Origin of the sequence: Bradyrhizobium sp. URHA0013, assembly GCF_000518345.1 — a bacterium.
In the GTDB taxonomy this organism is placed as follows: Bacteria; Pseudomonadota; Alphaproteobacteria; order Rhizobiales; family Xanthobacteraceae; genus Bradyrhizobium.
Genome location: NZ_JADK01000007.1, coordinates 126,533 through 144,997, shown reverse-complemented (window position 1 = coordinate 144,997; position 18,465 = coordinate 126,533). Strand labels below are relative to the sequence as shown.

Annotated in this window: 18 protein-coding genes; 11 read left to right on the top strand and 7 right to left on the bottom strand. The window is 64.7% G+C overall.

What is annotated here, in order from left to right:
• The first annotated feature begins 7 nt into the window (after nt 1-7).
• Complete coding sequence (locus N551_RS0110825; protein WP_007610535.1) at nt 8-217, top strand: cold-shock protein; 210 nt, start codon at nt 8-10, stop codon at nt 215-217.
• A gap of 199 nt (nt 218-416) precedes the next feature.
• Here the strand turns inward: N551_RS0110825 and N551_RS0110820 are convergent, their stop codons facing one another.
• The 3 genes from N551_RS0110820 to N551_RS0110810 form a co-directional block, all read right to left on the bottom strand.
• Nucleotides 417-1,643 carry a hypothetical protein gene (locus N551_RS0110820; RefSeq protein ID WP_027567003.1) on the bottom strand — a complete coding sequence of 409 codons (1,227 nt, stop codon included), beginning with the start codon at nt 1,641-1,643 and terminating at the stop codon, nt 417-419.
• 85 nt (nt 1,644-1,728) lie between these two features.
• Complete coding sequence (locus N551_RS0110815; protein ID WP_027567002.1) at nt 1,729-3,231, bottom strand: class I adenylate-forming enzyme family protein; 1,503 nt, start codon at nt 3,229-3,231, stop codon at nt 1,729-1,731.
• A gap of 4 nt (nt 3,232-3,235) precedes the next feature.
• Complete coding sequence (locus tag N551_RS0110810) at nt 3,236-5,086, bottom strand: extracellular solute-binding protein (RefSeq protein WP_027567001.1); 1,851 nt, start codon at nt 5,084-5,086, stop codon at nt 3,236-3,238.
• A gap of 259 nt (nt 5,087-5,345) precedes the next feature.
• Here N551_RS0110810 and N551_RS0110805 point away from each other — a divergent pair, with 259 nt between their 5' ends.
• Nucleotides 5,346-6,158 carry an invasion associated locus B family protein gene (locus N551_RS0110805; RefSeq protein WP_027567000.1) on the top strand — a complete coding sequence of 271 codons (813 nt, stop codon included), beginning with the start codon at nt 5,346-5,348 and terminating at the stop codon, nt 6,156-6,158.
• Nucleotides 6,159-6,234: 76 nt separating this feature from the next.
• Here N551_RS0110805 and hspQ read toward each other — a convergent pair whose 3' ends face one another.
• Nucleotides 6,235-6,567: a heat shock protein HspQ gene (hspQ, locus tag N551_RS0110800; RefSeq protein ID WP_027518019.1), complete on the bottom strand. Its 333-nt coding sequence runs from the start codon at nt 6,565-6,567 to the stop codon at nt 6,235-6,237.
• A gap of 106 nt (nt 6,568-6,673) precedes the next feature.
• Between hspQ and N551_RS0110795 the strand changes: the two genes are divergently transcribed.
• On the top strand, nt 6,674-7,627 hold the full coding sequence (locus N551_RS0110795; RefSeq protein WP_027566999.1) for an AEC family transporter: 954 nt from the start codon (nt 6,674-6,676) through the stop codon (nt 7,625-7,627).
• 7 nt (nt 7,628-7,634) lie between these two features.
• On the opposite strand, the gene N551_RS0110790 is transcribed toward N551_RS0110795, so the two are convergent.
• Nucleotides 7,635-8,819, bottom strand: a complete 1,185-nt coding sequence (locus N551_RS0110790) for a UbiH/UbiF family hydroxylase (RefSeq protein ID WP_027566998.1) — start codon at nt 8,817-8,819, stop codon at nt 7,635-7,637.
• An 87-nt stretch (nt 8,820-8,906) separates the two neighbouring features.
• On the opposite strand from N551_RS0110790, the gene pcsA reads away from it, so the two are divergent.
• The 3 genes from pcsA to N551_RS0110775 all read left to right on the top strand — a co-directional run bounded on the left by pcsA (nt 8,907) and on the right by N551_RS0110775 (nt 11,459).
• Nucleotides 8,907-9,674 (top strand): phosphatidylcholine synthase, encoded by a 768-nt coding sequence (gene pcsA, locus N551_RS0110785; protein WP_027566997.1) that lies wholly within the window; start codon nt 8,907-8,909, stop codon nt 9,672-9,674.
• A complete protein-coding gene (locus N551_RS0110780; protein WP_027566996.1) occupies nt 9,671-10,408 on the top strand; it encodes a TerC family protein in 738 nt (245 codons plus the stop codon). The genes pcsA and N551_RS0110780 overlap by 4 nt, the downstream gene beginning before the upstream one ends.
• Before the next feature lie 76 nt (nt 10,409-10,484).
• Nucleotides 10,485-11,459: a quinone oxidoreductase gene (locus tag N551_RS0110775; protein ID WP_027566995.1), complete on the top strand. Its 975-nt coding sequence runs from the start codon at nt 10,485-10,487 to the stop codon at nt 11,457-11,459.
• 93 nt (nt 11,460-11,552) lie between these two features.
• Here N551_RS0110775 and N551_RS0110770 read toward each other — a convergent pair whose 3' ends face one another.
• Nucleotides 11,553-12,749, bottom strand: coding sequence for an acetylornithine transaminase (locus N551_RS0110770; RefSeq protein WP_027566994.1), 1,197 nt, complete (start codon nt 12,747-12,749; stop codon nt 11,553-11,555).
• 402 nt (nt 12,750-13,151) lie between these two features.
• On the opposite strand from N551_RS0110770, the gene N551_RS0110765 reads away from it, so the two are divergent.
• The 3 genes from N551_RS0110765 (at nt 13,152) to N551_RS0110755 (ending at nt 15,032) form a co-directional block, all read left to right on the top strand.
• Nucleotides 13,152-14,099: a hypothetical protein gene (locus N551_RS0110765; protein WP_027566993.1), complete on the top strand. Its 948-nt coding sequence runs from the start codon at nt 13,152-13,154 to the stop codon at nt 14,097-14,099.
• Nucleotides 14,100-14,224: 125 nt separating this feature from the next.
• Complete coding sequence (locus tag N551_RS0110760) at nt 14,225-14,656, top strand: MerR family transcriptional regulator (protein ID WP_027566992.1); 432 nt, start codon at nt 14,225-14,227, stop codon at nt 14,654-14,656.
• A complete protein-coding gene (locus N551_RS0110755) occupies nt 14,589-15,032 on the top strand; it encodes a carboxymuconolactone decarboxylase family protein (RefSeq protein WP_027566991.1) in 444 nt (147 codons plus the stop codon). The genes N551_RS0110760 and N551_RS0110755 overlap by 68 nt, the downstream gene beginning before the upstream one ends.
• 77 nt (nt 15,033-15,109) lie before the next feature.
• Here the strand turns inward: N551_RS0110755 and rimO are convergent, their stop codons facing one another.
• Nucleotides 15,110-16,435, bottom strand: a complete 1,326-nt coding sequence (gene rimO / locus N551_RS0110750) for a 30S ribosomal protein S12 methylthiotransferase RimO (RefSeq protein ID WP_027566990.1) — start codon at nt 16,433-16,435, stop codon at nt 15,110-15,112.
• Between the two features lie 111 nt (nt 16,436-16,546).
• On the opposite strand from rimO, the gene N551_RS0110745 reads away from it, so the two are divergent.
• Both N551_RS0110745 and N551_RS0110740 read left to right on the top strand, forming a co-directional pair.
• Nucleotides 16,547-17,137, top strand: coding sequence for an ANTAR domain-containing response regulator (locus tag N551_RS0110745; RefSeq protein ID WP_007590901.1), 591 nt, complete (start codon nt 16,547-16,549; stop codon nt 17,135-17,137).
• A complete protein-coding gene (locus N551_RS0110740; RefSeq protein ID WP_027566989.1) occupies nt 17,134-18,297 on the top strand; it encodes a CmpA/NrtA family ABC transporter substrate-binding protein in 1,164 nt (387 codons plus the stop codon). The genes N551_RS0110745 and N551_RS0110740 overlap by 4 nt, the downstream gene beginning before the upstream one ends.
• Nucleotides 18,298-18,465 lie beyond the last annotated feature (168 nt).

Below are 18,465 nucleotides of genomic sequence, written 5' to 3'. Positions count from 1 at the left end.
GATCCCCATGACGACGGGAACTGTGAAGTGGTTTAACAGCCAAAAGGGCTTCGGATTCATTCAGCCGGACGAAGGCAGCCAGGATGTCTTCGTTCATATCAGCGCCGTTGAACGCGCCGGCATGAATACCCTCAACGAAGGGCAGAAGGTTTCTTTTGAAATCGTTGCAGATCGCCGGACCGGCAAGTCTGCGGCTGAAGATCTGCGCGCCGCATAGGCTGCCGCAATCTCATTGACGTTGCTTTGACCACGGATGTACTGGCAGAGCTTCGGATCTTTGGACCCGCGACCGTTTACCGGCCGCGGGTTTTTTGCGCCGGCTGCCGCCCGTCGCGAATGAGAATGCGAATGGTGTTTCGCTTAAAGATTCCACATAAGAGCAGTCGAGTCCGACGGCAGCGAGCGCTGGCGGATGATTACGACGCTGCCCGCGACGCATCGGCCGACAGCCGCCCAAGCAGCGACCGTGCCGTATCCGACGGCGACAGCGAATCCACCGAGACGACGGGATCGCTGCGCATCTCGTGCTTGCCGTTCGAGGTATGCCGCATCACCGCGGAGAGGCGGCGGGCGATCATGTGCGCGGTGCGGAAGTCGGTCTCGGCGAACACGACGATGACCGACCCGTCCTTTTGCGCCACGCCGAAATCCATCTGCCGCATCAGGCGGCTGAGAATACGCGCGGCATCGAGCTGGGCGCGGGAATTGCCGGGGTCGAAGGCGAAGCGCGCGACCGAGAGGCCGCCACCGCGGGCCAGTGTCTGCTCGACCGCCTTGGCAAAATCGCGTGCAAAGGCTTCCACCGTGAGCAGGCCGCTACGCGGGTCGAGCCAGCCGCCGGCATCGATCGAGCGCAGGGTGCGGCTCAGCTGGGCTTCCATCGCGTGCTGGCGGATCAGGGGCAGCGCGTTGGCGGCGACCTTGGTCGGCTCGCCCGGGATCAGTTCGAGATTGGGCAGGTCGTAAGTCTGCGTGAGCTGATGCGCAGTGACGATCACGGGCAGGCTGCGGAAGCGGGTGTCCTCGGCGAGCACCGTGAGGAAGGCATCGGTCACGCGGGGGGTAAAACCTTCGGCGAGCACGACGCCGTCGAGGTCGCGGGTGTTGAGATGCTTGGCCGCCGCCTCGATCGACAGTGCCCCAATGACGCCGACGCGCTCGCCGAGCGCGACGGAAAGCGCGGGGTAAGCCGCGCCGCGACCGATCAGAAGCACCGTGGCATCGCGAACGGGATCAGCCTCCGGCAGCGCGACTTTCACCTCGGGCAGCCGGCGCAGCACGGTGGCATGGAGCGTGCGAATCCGTAGTGCGGCGCGAAGCCGCGCGATCAGGCGTTCGGAATGGCCGGCGCGCGAGGAAGAGAAGGGCAGGGCGTTGTGCGGGAGTGCGCCTGCCGCATCCAGCGCCACGAAGGGAAGGTAGGGCGATTGCTCCGCGATCTTTCTGGCGAGCAGCGCCAGATGCGGCTCGTGCCCGGCATCCATCGCGGCGAGAACCACGGCCGGCTGTACCTCTTCGACCGCGCGCACCGCGCCGGCCCAGGCGGTGTCGATCACGGGGAAGAATCGCGCCTCGTCCAGCGCCGCGATGAAGGCCGGCCGCTCGCCATTGGACACAAACAGGATCGGGCCGGCCTGGGACATCGAGAGACTCTGATCACGCAACAGGTGCCGCGCAATCTAGTCCGGCCGCCTTAATGCAGCGTCAATGGAACGGTCGAAACTACGCTTAGACCGGCCCGGAACGGTCGCGAAAAGCTTCGACCATCAGAGGGTTAAGCCCGAGTTCGCTGAGCGCCTCGCGGGCGCGGGCATTGTCCTGGGCCCGGCCCGCGAGCCGGTGACCGGAGAGCCGGTCGGGCAGCGCGGTCAGCAAGGCGCCCTGGCCGAGCCGGCGCGCCCATTCCTGGAGGTCGTTGGACAGGAAGCGGTAGCCGCCGACGGCCATGATCCCGGAGGGCGGCGCGGTGATGCAGATCGCGCCGCTGGGACGATCGAGCCGCGCGGCATAGCCGGTGTCGACATAGTCGCGTGGCGGCTGCGCGATCAGGCTGTCGCCGACCGGCGGCGGCGGGGCGTAGGCCGCGATCGGCACCATCGGGCCGCGCAGCCCGAGCGTGCCCTTCGGCGTCAGCAGAATCTCGCCGGCGATCGACGAACCCGACTGCTCGCGCGGCGCGCCGTGCGGTCCCGGCATCACTGGCACCGGCATGCCGTCCGCGCCACGCCGGGCGCCGAACAATCCGGCCTCGCCGAACAGATAGACGTCCGTGAACGGCGCATGCGGCGCGATCCATGCCTCGCTCGCCGCCACCTGCTCGGGGGCACGCCACAGGCCGATGACGTTGCGCAAGGTCGGCATTCGCGCCGCAAGATCGGAATCGCCCAGCCGCTGGGCAAATTGCGCCGGCGCGATCAGCACGTCGCATTCGTGCGCGTTGATCTGCTGCTCCAGCACGTCGTTCTCGAACGGATGATGCAGCACCAGCGTGCCGCCGCACAGCAGCCACACCGCGAGCGAGGAGGCGAGTCCCGCGAACGACATCGGCGTGAACGCCGCCATCACGGTCGCGCCCTGCCTGATGTCGGCTTCCAGCGACATCGCGAGCCCACCGGCGATCAGGCTGAAATGCGGCCGTGGCACCGGACGAAAGCCTTCCGCGGTGACGTCGAAGGAGATCATCGCCGCCTTGCGGCCATCCTGAATCACGGCGCGCGCGGTGCCGGGCGGACGGGCCAGCACGTCGTCGAGCGAGGCCATACCTTCGGGCAGGTTGGTGCCGAAGCCGCAGACATGGCGGATGGAGAAGGCTTCCGCGGCCGCGTGCATCGCGAGATCGGAATAGCTGACGCCGTCGACCGTGCTCATGGTGACGATGGCGCGCGCCGCGGTGCGGTTGAGAGCGGCGGTCAGTTCGGCATGGCGCCAGAGCAGTGGCAGCACGGCGACGACGAGGCCGGCGCGATGGGCGGCGAGCACGGTGAGCACGAACTCGACCGTGTTCGGCAGCTGGATCGCGATGACGGAATTGGCCGGCAGGCCCGATTCGACGAAATAGGCCGACAGCGCCTCGATGGCCGTGTCAGCCTCGGCATAGCTCATCCGCCGCGGCTGGTGCCCGGTCACGCGGAACTTGTTCAGGGGGTCGAGCAGAGCGGTCGCGTGCGGCTGCCGCATCAGCGTGCGCTGAAACAGCGTGTCGAGCGTCGGCGATACGGCTGGCTGGTTCACGGCGTCACTTTGCTTGATGAGCTTGCGGCGGCCCCCTCGACCACCAGGTCTCCGGCAAATAGCCGGACAGCGAGGTGGCCTCTGGCCGTTCTATCCGATTCCAGCGCGCGATCCATTGCTCCGATACGTTAAACAGGGGGATTGTGTAGAAACCGGAGATCAAAGCGCGATCGAGCGCCCGCACTGCGGATACGAAATCCGTATGTTCACGGGCTTCCAGCAGTGCGGCGATCATCGCATCGACCGCGGGATCCCGGGCGCCCATGTAGTTGCGGGTGCCCGGATTGTCGGCGGCAGCGCTCCCCCAGTAGAAATATTGCTCGTTGCCGGGCGACAGCGACTGGTCCCAGCGGTTCTGGATCATGTCGAATTCGTAGGCGAGCCGGCGCTGGTCGAATTGCACGGGATCGACCGATCGCACGCTCGGCTCGATGCCGGCACGCTTGAGGTCGCGCTGGAACGCCAGCGCGACGCGTTCCTGGTCGCGGGTCGTGACCAAAATCTCGAAGGTGAAGGGCGCCTTGGTCGCGCGGTTGCGCAGCACGGTGCCGTCGAGATCGTAGCCGGCTTCCGACAACAGCTTCAGGGCTGCGCGGAGCGTGGCCCGGTCGCGGCCCGAACCGTCGGTCACCGGCAGGCGGTAGCTGCCGTCCAGGATGTCAGGCGGGATCTGCGCGGCGAACGGCTTGAGCAGCTCGCGCTCGCGCGCATCGGCGCGAAGGCCATACGCTGACAGATCCGAGCCGGCAAAATAGCCGGCGACGCGCGAGTAGAGGTTGAAGAAGTAGTTGCGGTTGACCAGCTCGAAATCGAACAGCAGCGTCAAGGCCTGGCGCACGCGGATGTCGGCGAAGATGGAACGCCGCGTGTTGAACACCAGAAATTCGGAAGGTTGCGGCACGCCCGGCTTGAAGGTGTCGCGGATCACGTCGCCATTCTTCGCCGCGGGAAAGTCGTAGCCGTCGTGCCAGCGCAGCGGCTCGTGCTCGATGCGGAAATCATAGAGGCCGCGCTTGAAAGCTTCGAACTGGCCGTTGGCCTCGCGAAAATAGTCGAGCCTGATCTCGTCGAAATTGTAGAGCCCGCGATTGATTGGGAGGTCGCGGCCCCAATAGTCGGGATTGCGGGTCAGCGTCACGCTGGCGCCGGGCCTCACCGCGGTGACGCGATAGGGGCCGGAGCCGACCGGGCCTGTCAGCGTCGTTTCCTCGAAAGCCGCGACGTCGACCGCGTGTTTCGGCAGGATCGGCATCAGGCCGAGGATCAGCGGCAGTTCGCGGTCATTGGCTCCCGCAAGGTCGAAGCGGACGGTGAGGGGATCCAGCGCCTCGGCCCTTGCGACCTTGCCGTAATATTGCCGGTGATTGGGGCGGCCGTGGTCGCGCAGCAACTGCCAGGAGAACAGCACGTCCTCGGCGCGGACTGGCTTGCCGTCGGAGAAGCGGGCGCGGGGATCGATGTGGAACGTGACAAAGCTGCGCTCGTCATGGGTCTCGACCGATCTGGCGAGCAGGCCGTAGAGCGTAAACGGCTCGTCATTGCCGCGCGCGAGCAGGCTCTCGACCACGTAGTTCCGGACCGGCTGCACGGCCAGTCCCTTGACGATGAAGGGATTGAGGCTGTCGAAGGTGCCGAGAACGCCCCAGGTCAGCCGGCCGCCTTTGGGGGCTTCAGGATTGACGTAAGGCATGTGGGTGAAATCGGCAGGCATCGCCGGCTTGCCGTGCATGGCGATGGCGTGGGCTTCCGCGGCCCTTGCGCCGCTTGCCGGGAGCCCCAAGGCGAAAGCCAGGATGCAGAGGCGGACGCAAAGACCCTCAGGGCGGCCCTCGAGAAGGCGCTGGAACATGAACATCTGCACACGTTGATTCGAGGACTGCGGGCCTGAATCCTATCACAGGGATTTTCCCGGGGGCGCACGCCGGCGCGCGGCCAAAGACGCTTGTCGGCATTGATCTTTTCGTCGGCCACGTTAAGAAGGCACGCAATCGCGCACGAGCGCCGAGCCGTCACTTATCCGCCTCATTTGACGGGGAGAGAGCCGCGCCCAACGCGGCCAGGTTCGGTGCGTCGAAGCGGTTCGGGCACTTCCCGTTCAGAAAGGGTTTTCCGCAATGAATTTCCGTTACTTGGCCGCGTCCGTCCGGCCGCGCGGGCGACTTCTCGCCTTGTTGACGGCGACAGCGTTGGCCGTCCCGTTTGCCGCCGAGGCTCAGGCTCCCGCGCCAGCTCCGGGCGCGCCCGCGCCCAAGGCGGCTCCGCCGAAGGCGGCTCCGAAGGCTGCCCCCAAGGCGCCGGCGCCGGCCGCTCAGGCACCCGCCCAGCCGGCTCCCGCCCAAGGCGCTCCGGCTCAGCAGGGCGCGGCTCAGCCCGCGGATCAGCAGATTCAGCTGATCTATGCCCCCTGGACCAAGTTCTGCCTCAAGGGCCAGGACGCCAATGCCAAGCAGGTCTGCTTCACCGGCAAGGACGGCCGTATCGAGTCGGGCCAGCCGGTCATCGCGGCCGTCATCATCGAGCCGGAAGGCGAGCCGAAGAAGATCCTGCGTGTGACGCTGCCGCTCGGCATGCAGCTGGTGCACGGCACCCGCATCATCGTGGACAACAATGCGCCGTTGCAGAGCCCGTACGTGATCTGCTTCCAGAACGGCTGCATGTCCGACTACGAGGCCACGCCCGAGTTCATCAACAGCATGAAGAAGGGCCAGAACCTCGTTGTTCAGGCGATCAATGCCAACGGTGCGCCGCTGACGCTGCCGCTGCCGCTCGCCGGCGAATTCCAGAAGGCCTATGACGGTCCGCCGACCGACCCGAAGGTGTTCGAGGAAACCCAGAGGAAGCTGCAGGAAGAGCTCCAGAAGAAGGCTGAAGAGCTGCAGAAGAAGCAGCAGCAAGCGCCTGGCGCCCCTCCGGCTGGACAGAAGTAATCGGGACCCGATCCCGGACATGAAAAAGGCGCTCGGTTCGAGCGCCTTTTTTGCTGGCCAGTTGATGGCTGCGAACTCAGTTCAGCGACGGATTGCGCGGGCGGTAACCGCCGGTCTTGTCCTTGACGAAGATCTCGGCGACCTGGGAATGCCGGACCGGTTCGCCGGAATCGTCCGGCACTAGGTTCTGTTCGGAGACGTAGGCGACGTATTCCGACTCCGCGTTCTCCGCGAGCAGGTGATAGAACGGCTGGTCCTTGTGGGGCCGCACCTCCTCGGGGATCGACAGCCACCACTCCTCGGTGTTGTTGAATTCCGGATCGATGTCGAAGATCACGCCCCGGAACGAGAAGATCCGGTGGCGCACGACCTGTCCGATCTGGAATTTGGCGGTCCGCGCTTTAATCATTCCCCGTCGATAGACCAGGATTGTGGCCGATGCTAGTGCCCTGATCTGGAATTAACCCGCGGGTGCGGGGCAGATAGCCCCCAAATCTTCAGAAAACACTTTATCAATGGTCGATATCCTCAATCTAGCTCTACCTTATTTCGGCTTGATCTTCGTTGGATTCGCTTGCGGCAAGGTCAAATCCCTGCCGGAATCGGGCCTCGCCTGGATGAACTTCTTCCTGCTCTATGTGTCGCTCCCGGCGTTGCTGTTTGCGATCATGTCGAAGACGCCGTTCTCCGAATTGAACAACCCGCCATTCCTGGTCGCGACCACGCTGTCGACCGTTGCGGCGTTCACACTCGCGCTGGTCGTCGGCAAGGTTCTCGGAGGGCTGACATTGCGCGAGGCGACGCTCGCCGGGCTCTCCGGTGGCTACGGAAACATCGGTTACATGGGACCCGGGCTGGCGCTCGCCGTGCTCGGGCCCAAGGCCTCGGCGCCCACTGCGCTGATCTTCTGCTGTGACAGCATCTTCCTGTTCACCATCGTGCCGCTGCTGATCGAGCTTTCCGACCGCGATCATCCCTCGATCGTGCATGCCTTCGGCGTCGTGCTGAAGCAGATCGTGCTCAACCCGCTGATCATGTCGGCCTGTTTTGGCGCGGCCTTCGCATCGCTGCATATTGAGATGCCTGTCGCGCTCGATCGCACCATCACATTCCTCCAGAACGCAGCCGCCCCGACCGCACTGTTCGTGCTCGGCGTCACCGTCGCACTCCGCCCGTTCGATCGGGTCCCGTGGGAAGTGCCGGGCGTGATCGCGGTCAAGCTCCTGATCCACCCGCTCGCAGCGTTCGGCCTGATGCTGGCGTTCGGCCCGTTCGCGCAGCCCTGGGCGGCGACCGCCGTGCTGATGGCCTCGCTGCCGCCGGCGTTGAACGTGTTCGTCATCGCCCGGCAGAACGACGCCTGGATCGAGTCCGCCTCCGTCGCGGTGCTGCTCGGGACGTTTGCGTCCGTGGTCACCCTGACCAGCGTGATGTGGGCGATCCAGACGGGCCGGCTGGCGTTTCCTTGAGCGGTCGTTACTTCCGCCAGGTTGGCGTCAGCCCCTCGCGCATCGCAAAACGCCGGAGCGGACCGATGGCGCCGAGCAGGTGCATGCCGACCGCGCGGACCGGCTGGAGCGGCAGGAAATCGTTGAGCAGCGAGCGGTTGGCGATGTCGATCGCAAAGGTCCGGCTCAGGATGTCGGGACGCCGGGCCCGGTCGTAACGCTTGAGCACGTCTGCTGCGCCAGGATCCTGACCGGACGCGATGGCCTCGCCCGCAAGCCGCGCAATGTCGGCGGCATCGCGGAGGCCGAGATTGAGGCCTTGGGCGCCGATCGGCGGAACCACATGGGCGGCTTCGCCGACCAGCGCGATGCGATCGCGGCCGAAGGATTTGGGACGTTCGATCGCCAGCGGAAACAGATGGCGGCCCGGCTCGACCGTCATGCGTCCGAGGATTGAATGCGACTGCTTCTCGATCGCGGCGGACAATTCCTCGTCGCTCAATCCGCGAAGCCGTTCGGCCTCCGCAGGCGCCGAGACCCAGACGACGCTGGAGCGATCGCCGGGCAGGGGCACGAACACGCAAGGACCGTGCGGCGTGTGGAACTCGGTCGAGACGCTGCGATGGGGCCGCGCGTGGCCGACGTTGAAAGTCAGCGCCGTCTGGGTCAGCTCGCGCCGCGTCACCGCGATGCCGGAGGCTTCGCGACAAAGCGAATGCCGGCCGTCGGCCCCGACCACGAGGCGGGCCGAGAGAAATTGCGCAGCCGCCGTGCGGATCGCGACGTGATCGGCTTCGATGACGACAGTTTCGGCCTCGTCGTCGAAACGGACGAGACCGGGCAGTTCGGCCGCGCGCGCTTCCAGCGCCAGCATCAGCGAGCGGTTGTCGATGTTGTAGCCGAAGGCATCGCGGCCGATTTCATGGCAGGAGAACCGGACCTCAGGCGCGCGGAAGAGCCGGCCGGTGTCGTCGACGAGCCGCATGATTTCGAGCGCGGCCGCCTTGTCCTTGCAGCGGGGCCAGACATCGAGGCTCTCCAGCAGATCGACGGAGGCACCGAGCAGCGCCGTGGTGCGATTGTCGGCATAGGGCACGCGACGCGCCACCAGCGCGGTCCGTGCGCCCGCCTGCGCCAGTGCGATGGCCGCGCTAAGTCCCGCCGGTCCGCCGCCGATCACGGCCGCGTCAAAGAGTGTCGATGCATCTGTCATGGAACGACATTGGACACGCCCCGCGGCAAATTCAAGCCCAGTCATATTGCCCTGATTTTATGACGAATTGTGCGACCGGGCGTCGCAATGGCTTATGTGCAAACCGGCGTCATTCTGATAGCAGAAGCCATGGACAGCCAAGAGGATTCCCTGAAGCCCAGGCCCGCGATCCGCGCCGCTGCCTTCTCGGTGCACATCTTCACCGCGTTCGGTGCGGCGATCGCGCTGCTGGCGATGCTTGAGGCCGTGCGCGAGCACTGGGCGGCGATGTTTCAATGGCTGGGCGTCGCCCTCATCATCGACGCGATCGACGGGCCAATCGCGCGCCGGCTCAACGTCAAGGACGTGCAGCCGAACTGGTCGGGCGACGTGCTCGATCTCGTGGTCGATTTCGTCACCTACGTCTTCGTTCCGGCCTATGCGATCGTGGCCAGCGGCTTGCTGCTGCCGGTCGCAGCACCCTTGCTCGGCGTCGCCATCATCGTCACCAGCGCATTATATTTCGCCGATCTGCGCATGAAGGCGGACGACAATCATTTCCGCGGTTTTCCGGCGCTGTGGAATGCGGCGGCGTTCTATCTGTTCCTGCTGCACTGGCCGCCGCTGCTGTCGACGCTGTTGGTCGCAAGCCTGGTGGTGCTGACCTTCGTGCCGTTCCACGTGCTGCATCCGGTGCGCGTCGTGCGCCTGCGCTGGCTGACGATGTCGCTGATCGCCATCTGGGCTCTGCTTTCCTTCTACACGCTGCAGATGGACTTCCGCGTCGGCACCGGCGTGACTGTCGTGCTCTGCGCGATCGCACTCTGGATCAGCTTCAGCGACGCATTAATACGGCTGACAAGATCCTTCGCATGATGCACCTGTTGACCAGCCCAGAAGCCTGGGCCGCGCTCCTCACTTTGACCGCGCTCGAGATCGTGCTCGGCATCGACAACGTCATCTTCCTGTCGGTGATCGTCTCGCGCATTCCCGAGAAGCAGGCGCACCGCGCCCGCCAGATCGGGCTCGCACTGGCGCTGGTCTTCCGCATCATCCTGCTCAGCCTGCTGGTCTGGCTGATCGGCCTGACCGCGCCGGTGTTTTCGTTTTCGGGCTACGGCTTCTCGTGGCGCGACCTCATCCTGATCTGCGGCGGCCTGTTCCTGATCGCGAAGGCGACGCACGAGATCCATGGTGAGGTCGAAGCCGATGACGGCGAAGGCGACGCGAAGTCCCCTCGTAGCGCTTTCTTCTGGGTCATCGTCCAGATCGTGATCATCGACATCGTGTTCTCGCTGGACTCGATCATCACGGCGATCGGCATGGCGCAGGACATCGAGATCATGATCGCGGCCGTCGTGATCGCCTGTCTCATCATGTACATTTCGGCCGGACCGGTGTCGCGATTCGTCGCGGAGCATCCGACCACGAAAATGCTGGCGCTGGCCTTCCTGGTGCTGATCGGCGTCGCGTTGGTTGCGGACGGATTCCAATTCCACATCCCGCGCGGCTACATCTATTTCGCGATTGCGTTCTCGGCGGCGGTCGAGTTCTTCAATGTGCTGGCCAAGCGCAACCGCAGGAACACCCGCAAAAAACCGTCGGTCTAGGCGTTCCAGCCGGCGTCGAGTTGACAAGGCGGGCGCGATGTCTTTCGCTGGCCCCGCGAGAAGAGGAGGTCAGGCGATGACCAAAGCCGTCCGTGTGCACAAGGTCGGAGGCCCCGAAGCCCTGGTCTATGAGAGCGTCGATGTTCCGGCGCCCGGACCCGGCGAGGTGCGCATCCTCCAGCATGCCGTCGGCCTGAACTTCATCGACGTCTATTACCGCACCGGCCTCTACAAGGCGCCGGGGCTGCCCTTCATCGCCGGCAACGAGGCCTCGGGCGAGGTTCTCGCAGTCGGGCCGGGCGTGACGAATTTCCATCCGGGCGACCGCGTCGCCTACTACCACAATCTCGGCGCCTATACCGGGGAGCGCAACATCCCCTGGGAGCGGCTGGTCAAGCTGCCCGACCACATCACCCACGAGCAGGGCGCCGTGCTGATGCTGAAGGGGCTGACGGTCTGGTATCTCCTGCACAAGACCTTCAAGGTCGAACCGCATCATCGCGTGCTGATCCATGCCGCGGCCGGCGGCATCGGCCTGCTCGCCTGCCAATGGGCGAGGGCAATGGGCGCCCACGTCATCGGCACCGTCGGCTCGCGCGAGAAGGCTGCGCTTGCCGAGGCCAATGGCTGCGACCACGTCATCCTCTACAACGAGGAAGACTTCGTTGCGCGCGTCAAACAGATCAGCCGCAACGAGGGTTGCGATGTGGTCTATGACGGCGTCGGCAAGGCGACGTTCCCGGGCTCGCTGTCCTGCCTCAAGCCGCGCGGGATGTTCGTCTCGTTCGGCAATGCCTCGGGCCCGGTGCCGCCGTTCTCGATCGCCGAGCTCAACACGCACGGCTCGCTGTTTGCGACTCGGCCCAAGCTCAACGACTATATCGGCACCCGCAAGGAGTTGCTGGAAGGCGCCGACACGCTGTTCGCTGCCGTCATCAACGGCAAGCTGCACGTGCCGATCAACCATGCCTACGCGCTCAAGGACGCCGCCAAGGCGCATATCGATCTCGAAAGCCGCAAGACCACGGGCGCGTCGATCTTGAAGCCGTAACTCAGGTCATTGCGAGCGAAGCGAAGCAATCCAGAATCTTTCCGTTGAGGCAGTCTGGATTGCTTCGTCGCTGCGCTTCTCGCAATGACGAGCTTAGGCCACCCGCCGTGCCGCGCCGGCCCTGGTCAAGATCCCGTCGAGACAATCGATCATCTCGGCGATCTCGGCCCTCGTGACGTTGAGCGCGGGCATGAAGCGCAGCGTGTCGACCTGCGGTGCGTTGAGGAGCACGCCGGCCTCGAACGCCTGCGCGACGATGCCGGGCGCGATCGGCAGCTTGAGGTCGAGCGCGAGCAGGAGCCCGCGGCCACGCACTTCGCCGAGCCCGTGCCGCGCCGAGACCTTCTGCAATTCGCTTTCGAGCAGCAGCCCGGTTTCGGTCGCCGTCTTCAGGAAGTCCGGCTTGCTGACCTCGTCGAGCACCGCAAGCCCCGCCGCGCACATGATCGGGTTGCCGTTGAACGTGCCGCCCTGGTCGCCGTGCTCGAAGCAGGCCGCGCGTTCGGTCGCGAGCAGGGCTGCGAGCGGCACGCCGCCGCCGATGCCCTTGCCGAGCGTCATGATGTCGGGCGCGATGCCGGTGTGCTCGTAGTGGAAGAGCTTGCCGGTCCGGCCCATGCCGGTCTGAATCTCGTCGAAGATCAAGAGGAGGCCGTGCGCGTCGGTGAGGGCACGCAATTCCTGCAAGAACTGATCGGACGCCGGCCACACGCCTGATTCACCCTGGATCGGCTCGAGCATCACAGCGACGGTGTTGTCGTTGATCAGCTTTTCGACCGACGCGATGTCGTTGAGCTTCGCCTTCTTGAAGCCGGCGACCTTCGGCTCGAACAGCGGTTCAAAGGCCTTCTTGCCCGAGGCCGACATCGTCGCCAGCGTGCGGCCGTGAAAGCCACCTTCGAAGCTGATGATCTCGAACGCGCCACCTCTATGGATGCTGCCATATTTGCGCGCGAGCTTGATCGCGCCCTCATTGGCTTCCGCACCCGAGTTGGCAAAGAACACCTGATCGAACGCGCTTTTTGCGACAAGTGCCTGCGCGAGCTTCAGGCTCGGCTCGTTGTAGAAGGCCGGGCTCGGCGTCAGCAGCCGCTTGGCCTGCGCGGCAAGCGCGTCGGCGATCGCGGGCGGGGAGTGGCCGAGGCAGTTGACGGCCCAGCCCTGCACGAAATCGAGATAGCGCTTGCGGCTGTCGTCCCAGAGGTAGGAGCCGGCGCCGCGGACGAACACGGCCTTGGGCCGAGCGGTGATGTCCATCAACGCGTCGTACGGATGGGTGGCGTTGGTCATGTCGAACTCCTCTGGAGGCGGGTGGAAAGGGCGCGCGAAAAGCAAAAAGGCCGCACCTTGCGGGTGCGGCCTTTTCGAAAACTTACGCTGAATTCAGTGGTTCAGCGGCGTCGTCGGACATGGCGCACCCTCTCATCGTCGCGGAAGCGACGGCGGAGCATTTCGGTGCGCTGATGGGTCCGAGCGTTGATCATGGGGCGCGGCAATACATGCGAATGGCGGGGCTTGTCAAGCGGGCGCTTTCCAAGACACACGCGCAGTGTGCATGGGCAGGTGAAAGATGCGCGCCTGGAAACCATTACGTCTCTAGCGCGTTTGTGATCACAGGACGCGAATTGGTTCGAACCGAACGCATGACGGTTCGGACCAAGAGGGGCGGGACCAACCAGATAGTTTTAAGCCTTGTCCGAGACGCCTTATCCGATCGACCTCGAGAGCATTCGCGGCGCGTTTCCGCCGGGTATCGAGGCGCCGCCGCTGTTGCTGGACTTCGCCGGCTGGCTGAAAGGACGGCCCTGGGGCAGCGTCGGCTGCTTCTCGCTGCAAGGCCAGTTTTCCGATCAGGCGCCGATTGTCGACGGCAGTCCGTTGCGCGACAGGTTTTCGCTGTTCATGCGGCTGCCGGATGGCTCTGCGGTTGGCGGCTGGTATGGCGCGGGTCTCGACCGCGACAATCCGCCGATCGTGGGGCTTGGCTCCGAGGGCGATTACGAGCTGCTGGCGCCCAGTCTCGACGGCCTGCTCGCAAAACTGACGTCGCAACAATTCGACAAGGCTTGGAGCGATCTGAAGCCGCACGACGAGGTCGAATGCCAGACGGTCGAGCTCGCGGAGTGGCTCACCGGACGGCTGAGCGGGGAGATGGTGGCGCCCGATGACGATCCGTCGGAGCTGCCCGACTTTCGCGGCTTCATGGAAAAATGGAGCCGGGATCGCGAAGACTATTGGGCCAATCATCGCTTGATGGCCGAACTCGGCTGGCGCCTCGCCGCGCATCTGCCGAAGGGCAAGAAGCCCTGGGACAAGACGAGCTTCGAGATCGCGATCGTCGGCAGGCAATACCAGGCGCGCGTCCGGTCGCGCGGACCGCAACCGTTCGAGGAAGCCGGCGCGATCGAATCCCTGCTGCGCGATCTGCGCGAGGAGATGCGGAAGGCGCAGCCCGAGCTCGGGCTGTGGTACGCGATGAAATTCGGGCTCTATGCCGATGGCCGTGTGATGCCGAACTTCGAATACGATGTGCGCCCGACCATCGACGGCGAGCCTGCGAAGCTGTCGGAGGCGCAAGCCGATCTCGCCCGCGCGCCGCGGCCGGAGCGCTGGGTGCCGAAATGGCTCGCGGGATCCTGAAGCTCGGAGTGCCGCGACGCTGCCGCCCAGCCGGCGCGCCGAAATCTTTGCACCTTCGATCCCCCTTGACTTAGAGCGCGCTCGAAGGGGTATCTGTACGTGCGTCAGTACGAGAACGGGCACACATGAAGATCGGCGACCTCGCAAAACGGACCGGCCTGTCGACGCACACGCTGCGTTACTATGAGCGCATCGGGCTGCTTCCATACGCCGACCGGGATCGCTCCGGCCAGCGCGACTTTGACGCATCGATCCTCACCTGGATCGCATTCCTTGGGCGGCTCAAGACCACGGGAATGCCGATCCGGGACATGTTGCGTTACGCGGCGCTTCGGGATGAAGGCGACGCTACCGGCACAAGCCGGCGGCAGATTCTGGAAGTCCACCGGGAACAGGTACGCACGCAGATTGCCGAGCTCCAGGAATGCCTGCTCGTCCTTGATACCAAGATCGCCGGCTATGCCAGCGACGAACAGAGGACGAAGGAAAATGACGCACGCCCAAACACAAGACGAAAGCCGCTTCGATCGCGGCCAGCGGGCCCTGTCACGCATTGACGGCAGAGCTGGTGAAGCGGTCGTCGCTTCACTCGCCGACATCGCTCCGGATTTCGCACGATACGTGATCGAGTTTCCGTTCGGCGACATTTACTGCCGCCCGGACCTTGGCCTGCGCGATCGAGAGATCGCGACCATCGCCGCGCTGACGGCGCTCGGAAATGCCGCGCCTCAGCTCAAAGTCCATCTCGAGGCAGGTCTGAACGTCGGGCTCTCTCGCGACGAGATCGTGGAGATCATCATGCAGATGGCCGTCTATGCGGGCTTCCCGGCGGCGCTGAACGGGCTGTTCGCAGCCAAGGAAGTGTTCGCCGCACGCGACGAACAGCAGGCGTCGGGAGAAGCGAACGGCGGGCGTGATGTTGCCGTAGCTTAGCGACGGCTCGCGACCTCTCCCGCTTGCGGGAGAGCTTGCAGCGAGATCGTGGCTGCACCGGCCGTGACAGCCGAAGATCAGAATCCCGTGACGCTGCCGTGCAGGTCGTATTGGTCGGCGCGCTCGATCTTCGCGGTGACGATCTCGCCAACGCGCAAGGGGCGGCGGCTCGACAGGTAGACGGCGCCGTCGATCTCCGGCGCATCGGCCTTGGAGCGGCCTTTCGAGACGGTCGGGCCGACCTCGTCGATGATGATCTGCTGGCGGGTGCCGACCTTGCGCTTCAGCCTGCGCGCAGAGATCTTCTGCTGGCGCGCCATCAGCGCATTATAGCGCTCCTGCTTGATCTCTTCCGGCACGGGGTTCTCGATCGCGTTCGCGGTCGCGCCGGCGACGGGCTCGTATTTGAAGCAGCCGAGCCGATCGATCTCGGCTTCGTCCAGCCAGTCGAGCAGATAGGCGAAGTCGGCATCGGTTTCGCCGGGAAAGCCGACGATGAAGGTCGAGCGCAAAGCAAGATCGGGACATTGCTCGCGCCAGCGCTTGATGCGCGCCAGCGTCTTGTCCTGCGCGGCCGGGCGCTTCATCGCCTTCAACACCTCGGGGCTCGCATGCTGGAACGGGATGTCGAGATAGGGCAGCACCTTGCCCTCGTTCATCAGCGCGATGACCTCGTCGACATGCGGGTAGGGGTAGACATATTGCAGCCGCACCCAGGCGCCGAGCTCGCCGAGCTCGCGCGCAAGGTCGATGAACTTGGCGCGGACCTGGCGATCCTTCCACGGGCTTTCGGCGTATTTGAGATCGACGCCGTAGGCCGAGGTGTCTTGCGAGATCACCAGCAGCTCCTTGACGCCGGCAGCGACCAGGCGCTCGGCCTCGCGCAGCACGTCGTTGGCCGGACGTGAGACGAGGTCGCCACGCAGTTTTGGAATGATGCAGAAGGTGCAGCGGTTGTTGCAGCCTTCGGAGATTTTCAAATAGGCGTAGTGCCGCGGCGTCAGCTTGATGCCCTGCGGCGGCACCAGATCGAGATGCGGATTGTGGGCGGGCGGCAGCGCGCGATGCACGGCGTCCAGCACGCTCTCATATTGCTGCGGGCCGGTGATCGAGAGCACGCCGGGATAGGCCTGCTCGATCTGCTCGGGTTCCGCGCCCATGCAACCGGTCACGATCACCTTGCCGTTCTCGGCCATGGCCTCGCCGATCGCCGAGAGCGATTCCTGCTTGGCGCTGTCGAGGAAGCCGCAGGTGTTGACGATGACGATGTCGGCCCCGTCATGCTTGCGGGCGAGCTCGTAGCCCTCGGCGCGCAGGCGCGTGATGATGCGCTCGGAATCCACCAAAGCCTTGGGGCACCCGAGCGACACGAAGCTGACCTTGGGCGCAGCCGTCTGATCCATATCCAAATCTGCCTGATTGACAGGGTTGAGCTAGTCCCAATTGCCCATAATTACAACCCTTTGCATGGCCTGCGGGCATGCTATGGATGAATCACTGGTGGTGAGTGAGCAATGAGCGCCGAACAGTCGCCCAAAATCGTGATCGTCGACGAAAGCCCGATCCGGGCTGCGATCCTCGAGGAAGGGTTGCGGGAGGCCGGATTCACGCAGATCGTCCATATCCGCGAGATGCAGAGCCTGCTCGCCCGTATTTATGCGGTCGATCCCGACATCATCCTGATCGATCTGGAAAACCCCAGCCGCGACGTGCTGGAAGCGATGTTCCAGGTCAGCCGCGCCGTGAAGCGGCCGATCGCGATGTTCGTCGACCAGAGCGATTCATCCTCGATCCAGGCGTCGGTCGAGGCGGGGGTCTCCGCCTATATCGTCGACGGGCTGAGGAAGGAGCGCATCAAGCCGATCCTCGACCTCTGCGTGTCGCGCTTCAATGCCTTCGCAAAACTCCAGGAGGAACTGGAGCGCACCAAGTCGCAGCTCGAGGATCGCAAGGTCATCGAGAAGGCCAAGGGCATCCTGATGAAGGTGAAAGGCCTCACCGAGGACGAGGCCTATGTGCTGCTGCGCTCCACTGCGATGCGCGAGAAGAAGAAAATCGGCGAGATCGCCCAGTCGATCATCACCGCGTCGGAGATGCTGAAATGACCGCTCCCCTCCGCATCGGGTTCATTCCGCTGGTCGATGCCGCAGCGCTGATCGTTGCCGTCGACAAGGGATTTGCCGCGGCCGAAGGGCTCGAGGTCGAACTGGTCCGCGAGGTCTCCTGGTCCAACGTCCGCGACAAGCTCAATATCGGCTTGTTCGACGCCGCGCATCTGCTTGCGCCCGTCGCGATTGCGTCTTCGCTTGGTCTCGGCCACGTCAAGGTGCCGATCGCGGCGCCTTTCAATCTCGGCATCAACGGCAATGCGATCACGGTCTCGCCGGCGCTTCATGCCGCGCTGATGGAGGAGATCGACGGCGACCGCTTCGATCCGCTCGCCACGGCAAAAGCGTTGGCGCGCGTGGTCGCCAAACGGCGCAAGGCGGGGGCCGACCCGTTGACCTTCGGCATGACCTTCCCGTTCTCGACCCACAATTATCAATTGCGATTCTGGATGGCGGCGGCCGGCGTCGATCCCGAGGAGGACGTGCGGCTGGTGGTGCTGCCGCCGCCCTATATGGTCGACAGTCTGGCCAATGGACATGTCGATGCGTTCTGCGTCGGCGCGCCCTGGAATTCGATCGCGGTCGATCTCGGCATCGGCCACATCCTGCATTTCGTCTCCGACATCCTGGCCCATGCGGCGGAAAAGGTGCTGGCGCTCCGCCAGGTCTGGGCCGACAAGAATCCGGACGTGGTCGCCAGCCTAGTGCGCGCGGCGGTGAAAGCCGCCGAGTTCATCGAGCATCCGGAAAACCGCACAGAAGCGGCGCGAATCCTGGCGCAGCCGGAGCGGATCGGCGTCGATGCCGAAGTCATCCAGCGCACCCTCACTGGACGCCTCAAGATTTCGCCGGACGGCACCTTTCGCGAGAGCGGCAGCTACCTTCTGGTGGGACGCGAGGAAGCAGGGCGCCCCGATCCGGTCCAGGCTGCTTGGCTCTATGCGCAGATGGTGCGCTGGGGGCAGACGACGCTGACGCCCGACGGGGTCAAGACGGCCATGGCCGTGTTCAGGCCCGATCTCTACGACGGCGCCCTCGGCCGCCGGCCGCCCGCCCAGGCCCCCGCGGCATTCGGCGCATTCGCCGGCCCCGCTTTCGATCCCGGCAATATTCGGGGGCATCTTGAAGCCTTCGAGGTGGGCCGCTGGAGGGCGTGATTCGGGTCTGCATCGTTTCTGAGCGCTGGAGATCCGAGTCTAAATTTTAGGCCGACTGCTCGAATTTCATAAGAGTTCCAGAGGCCAGAGTTCCCACGGGCGCCCTTAACCGCCTGATACCTCACACATTTTCATTTCGCCGAAGCTGGCACGCAACTTGAATGTTGC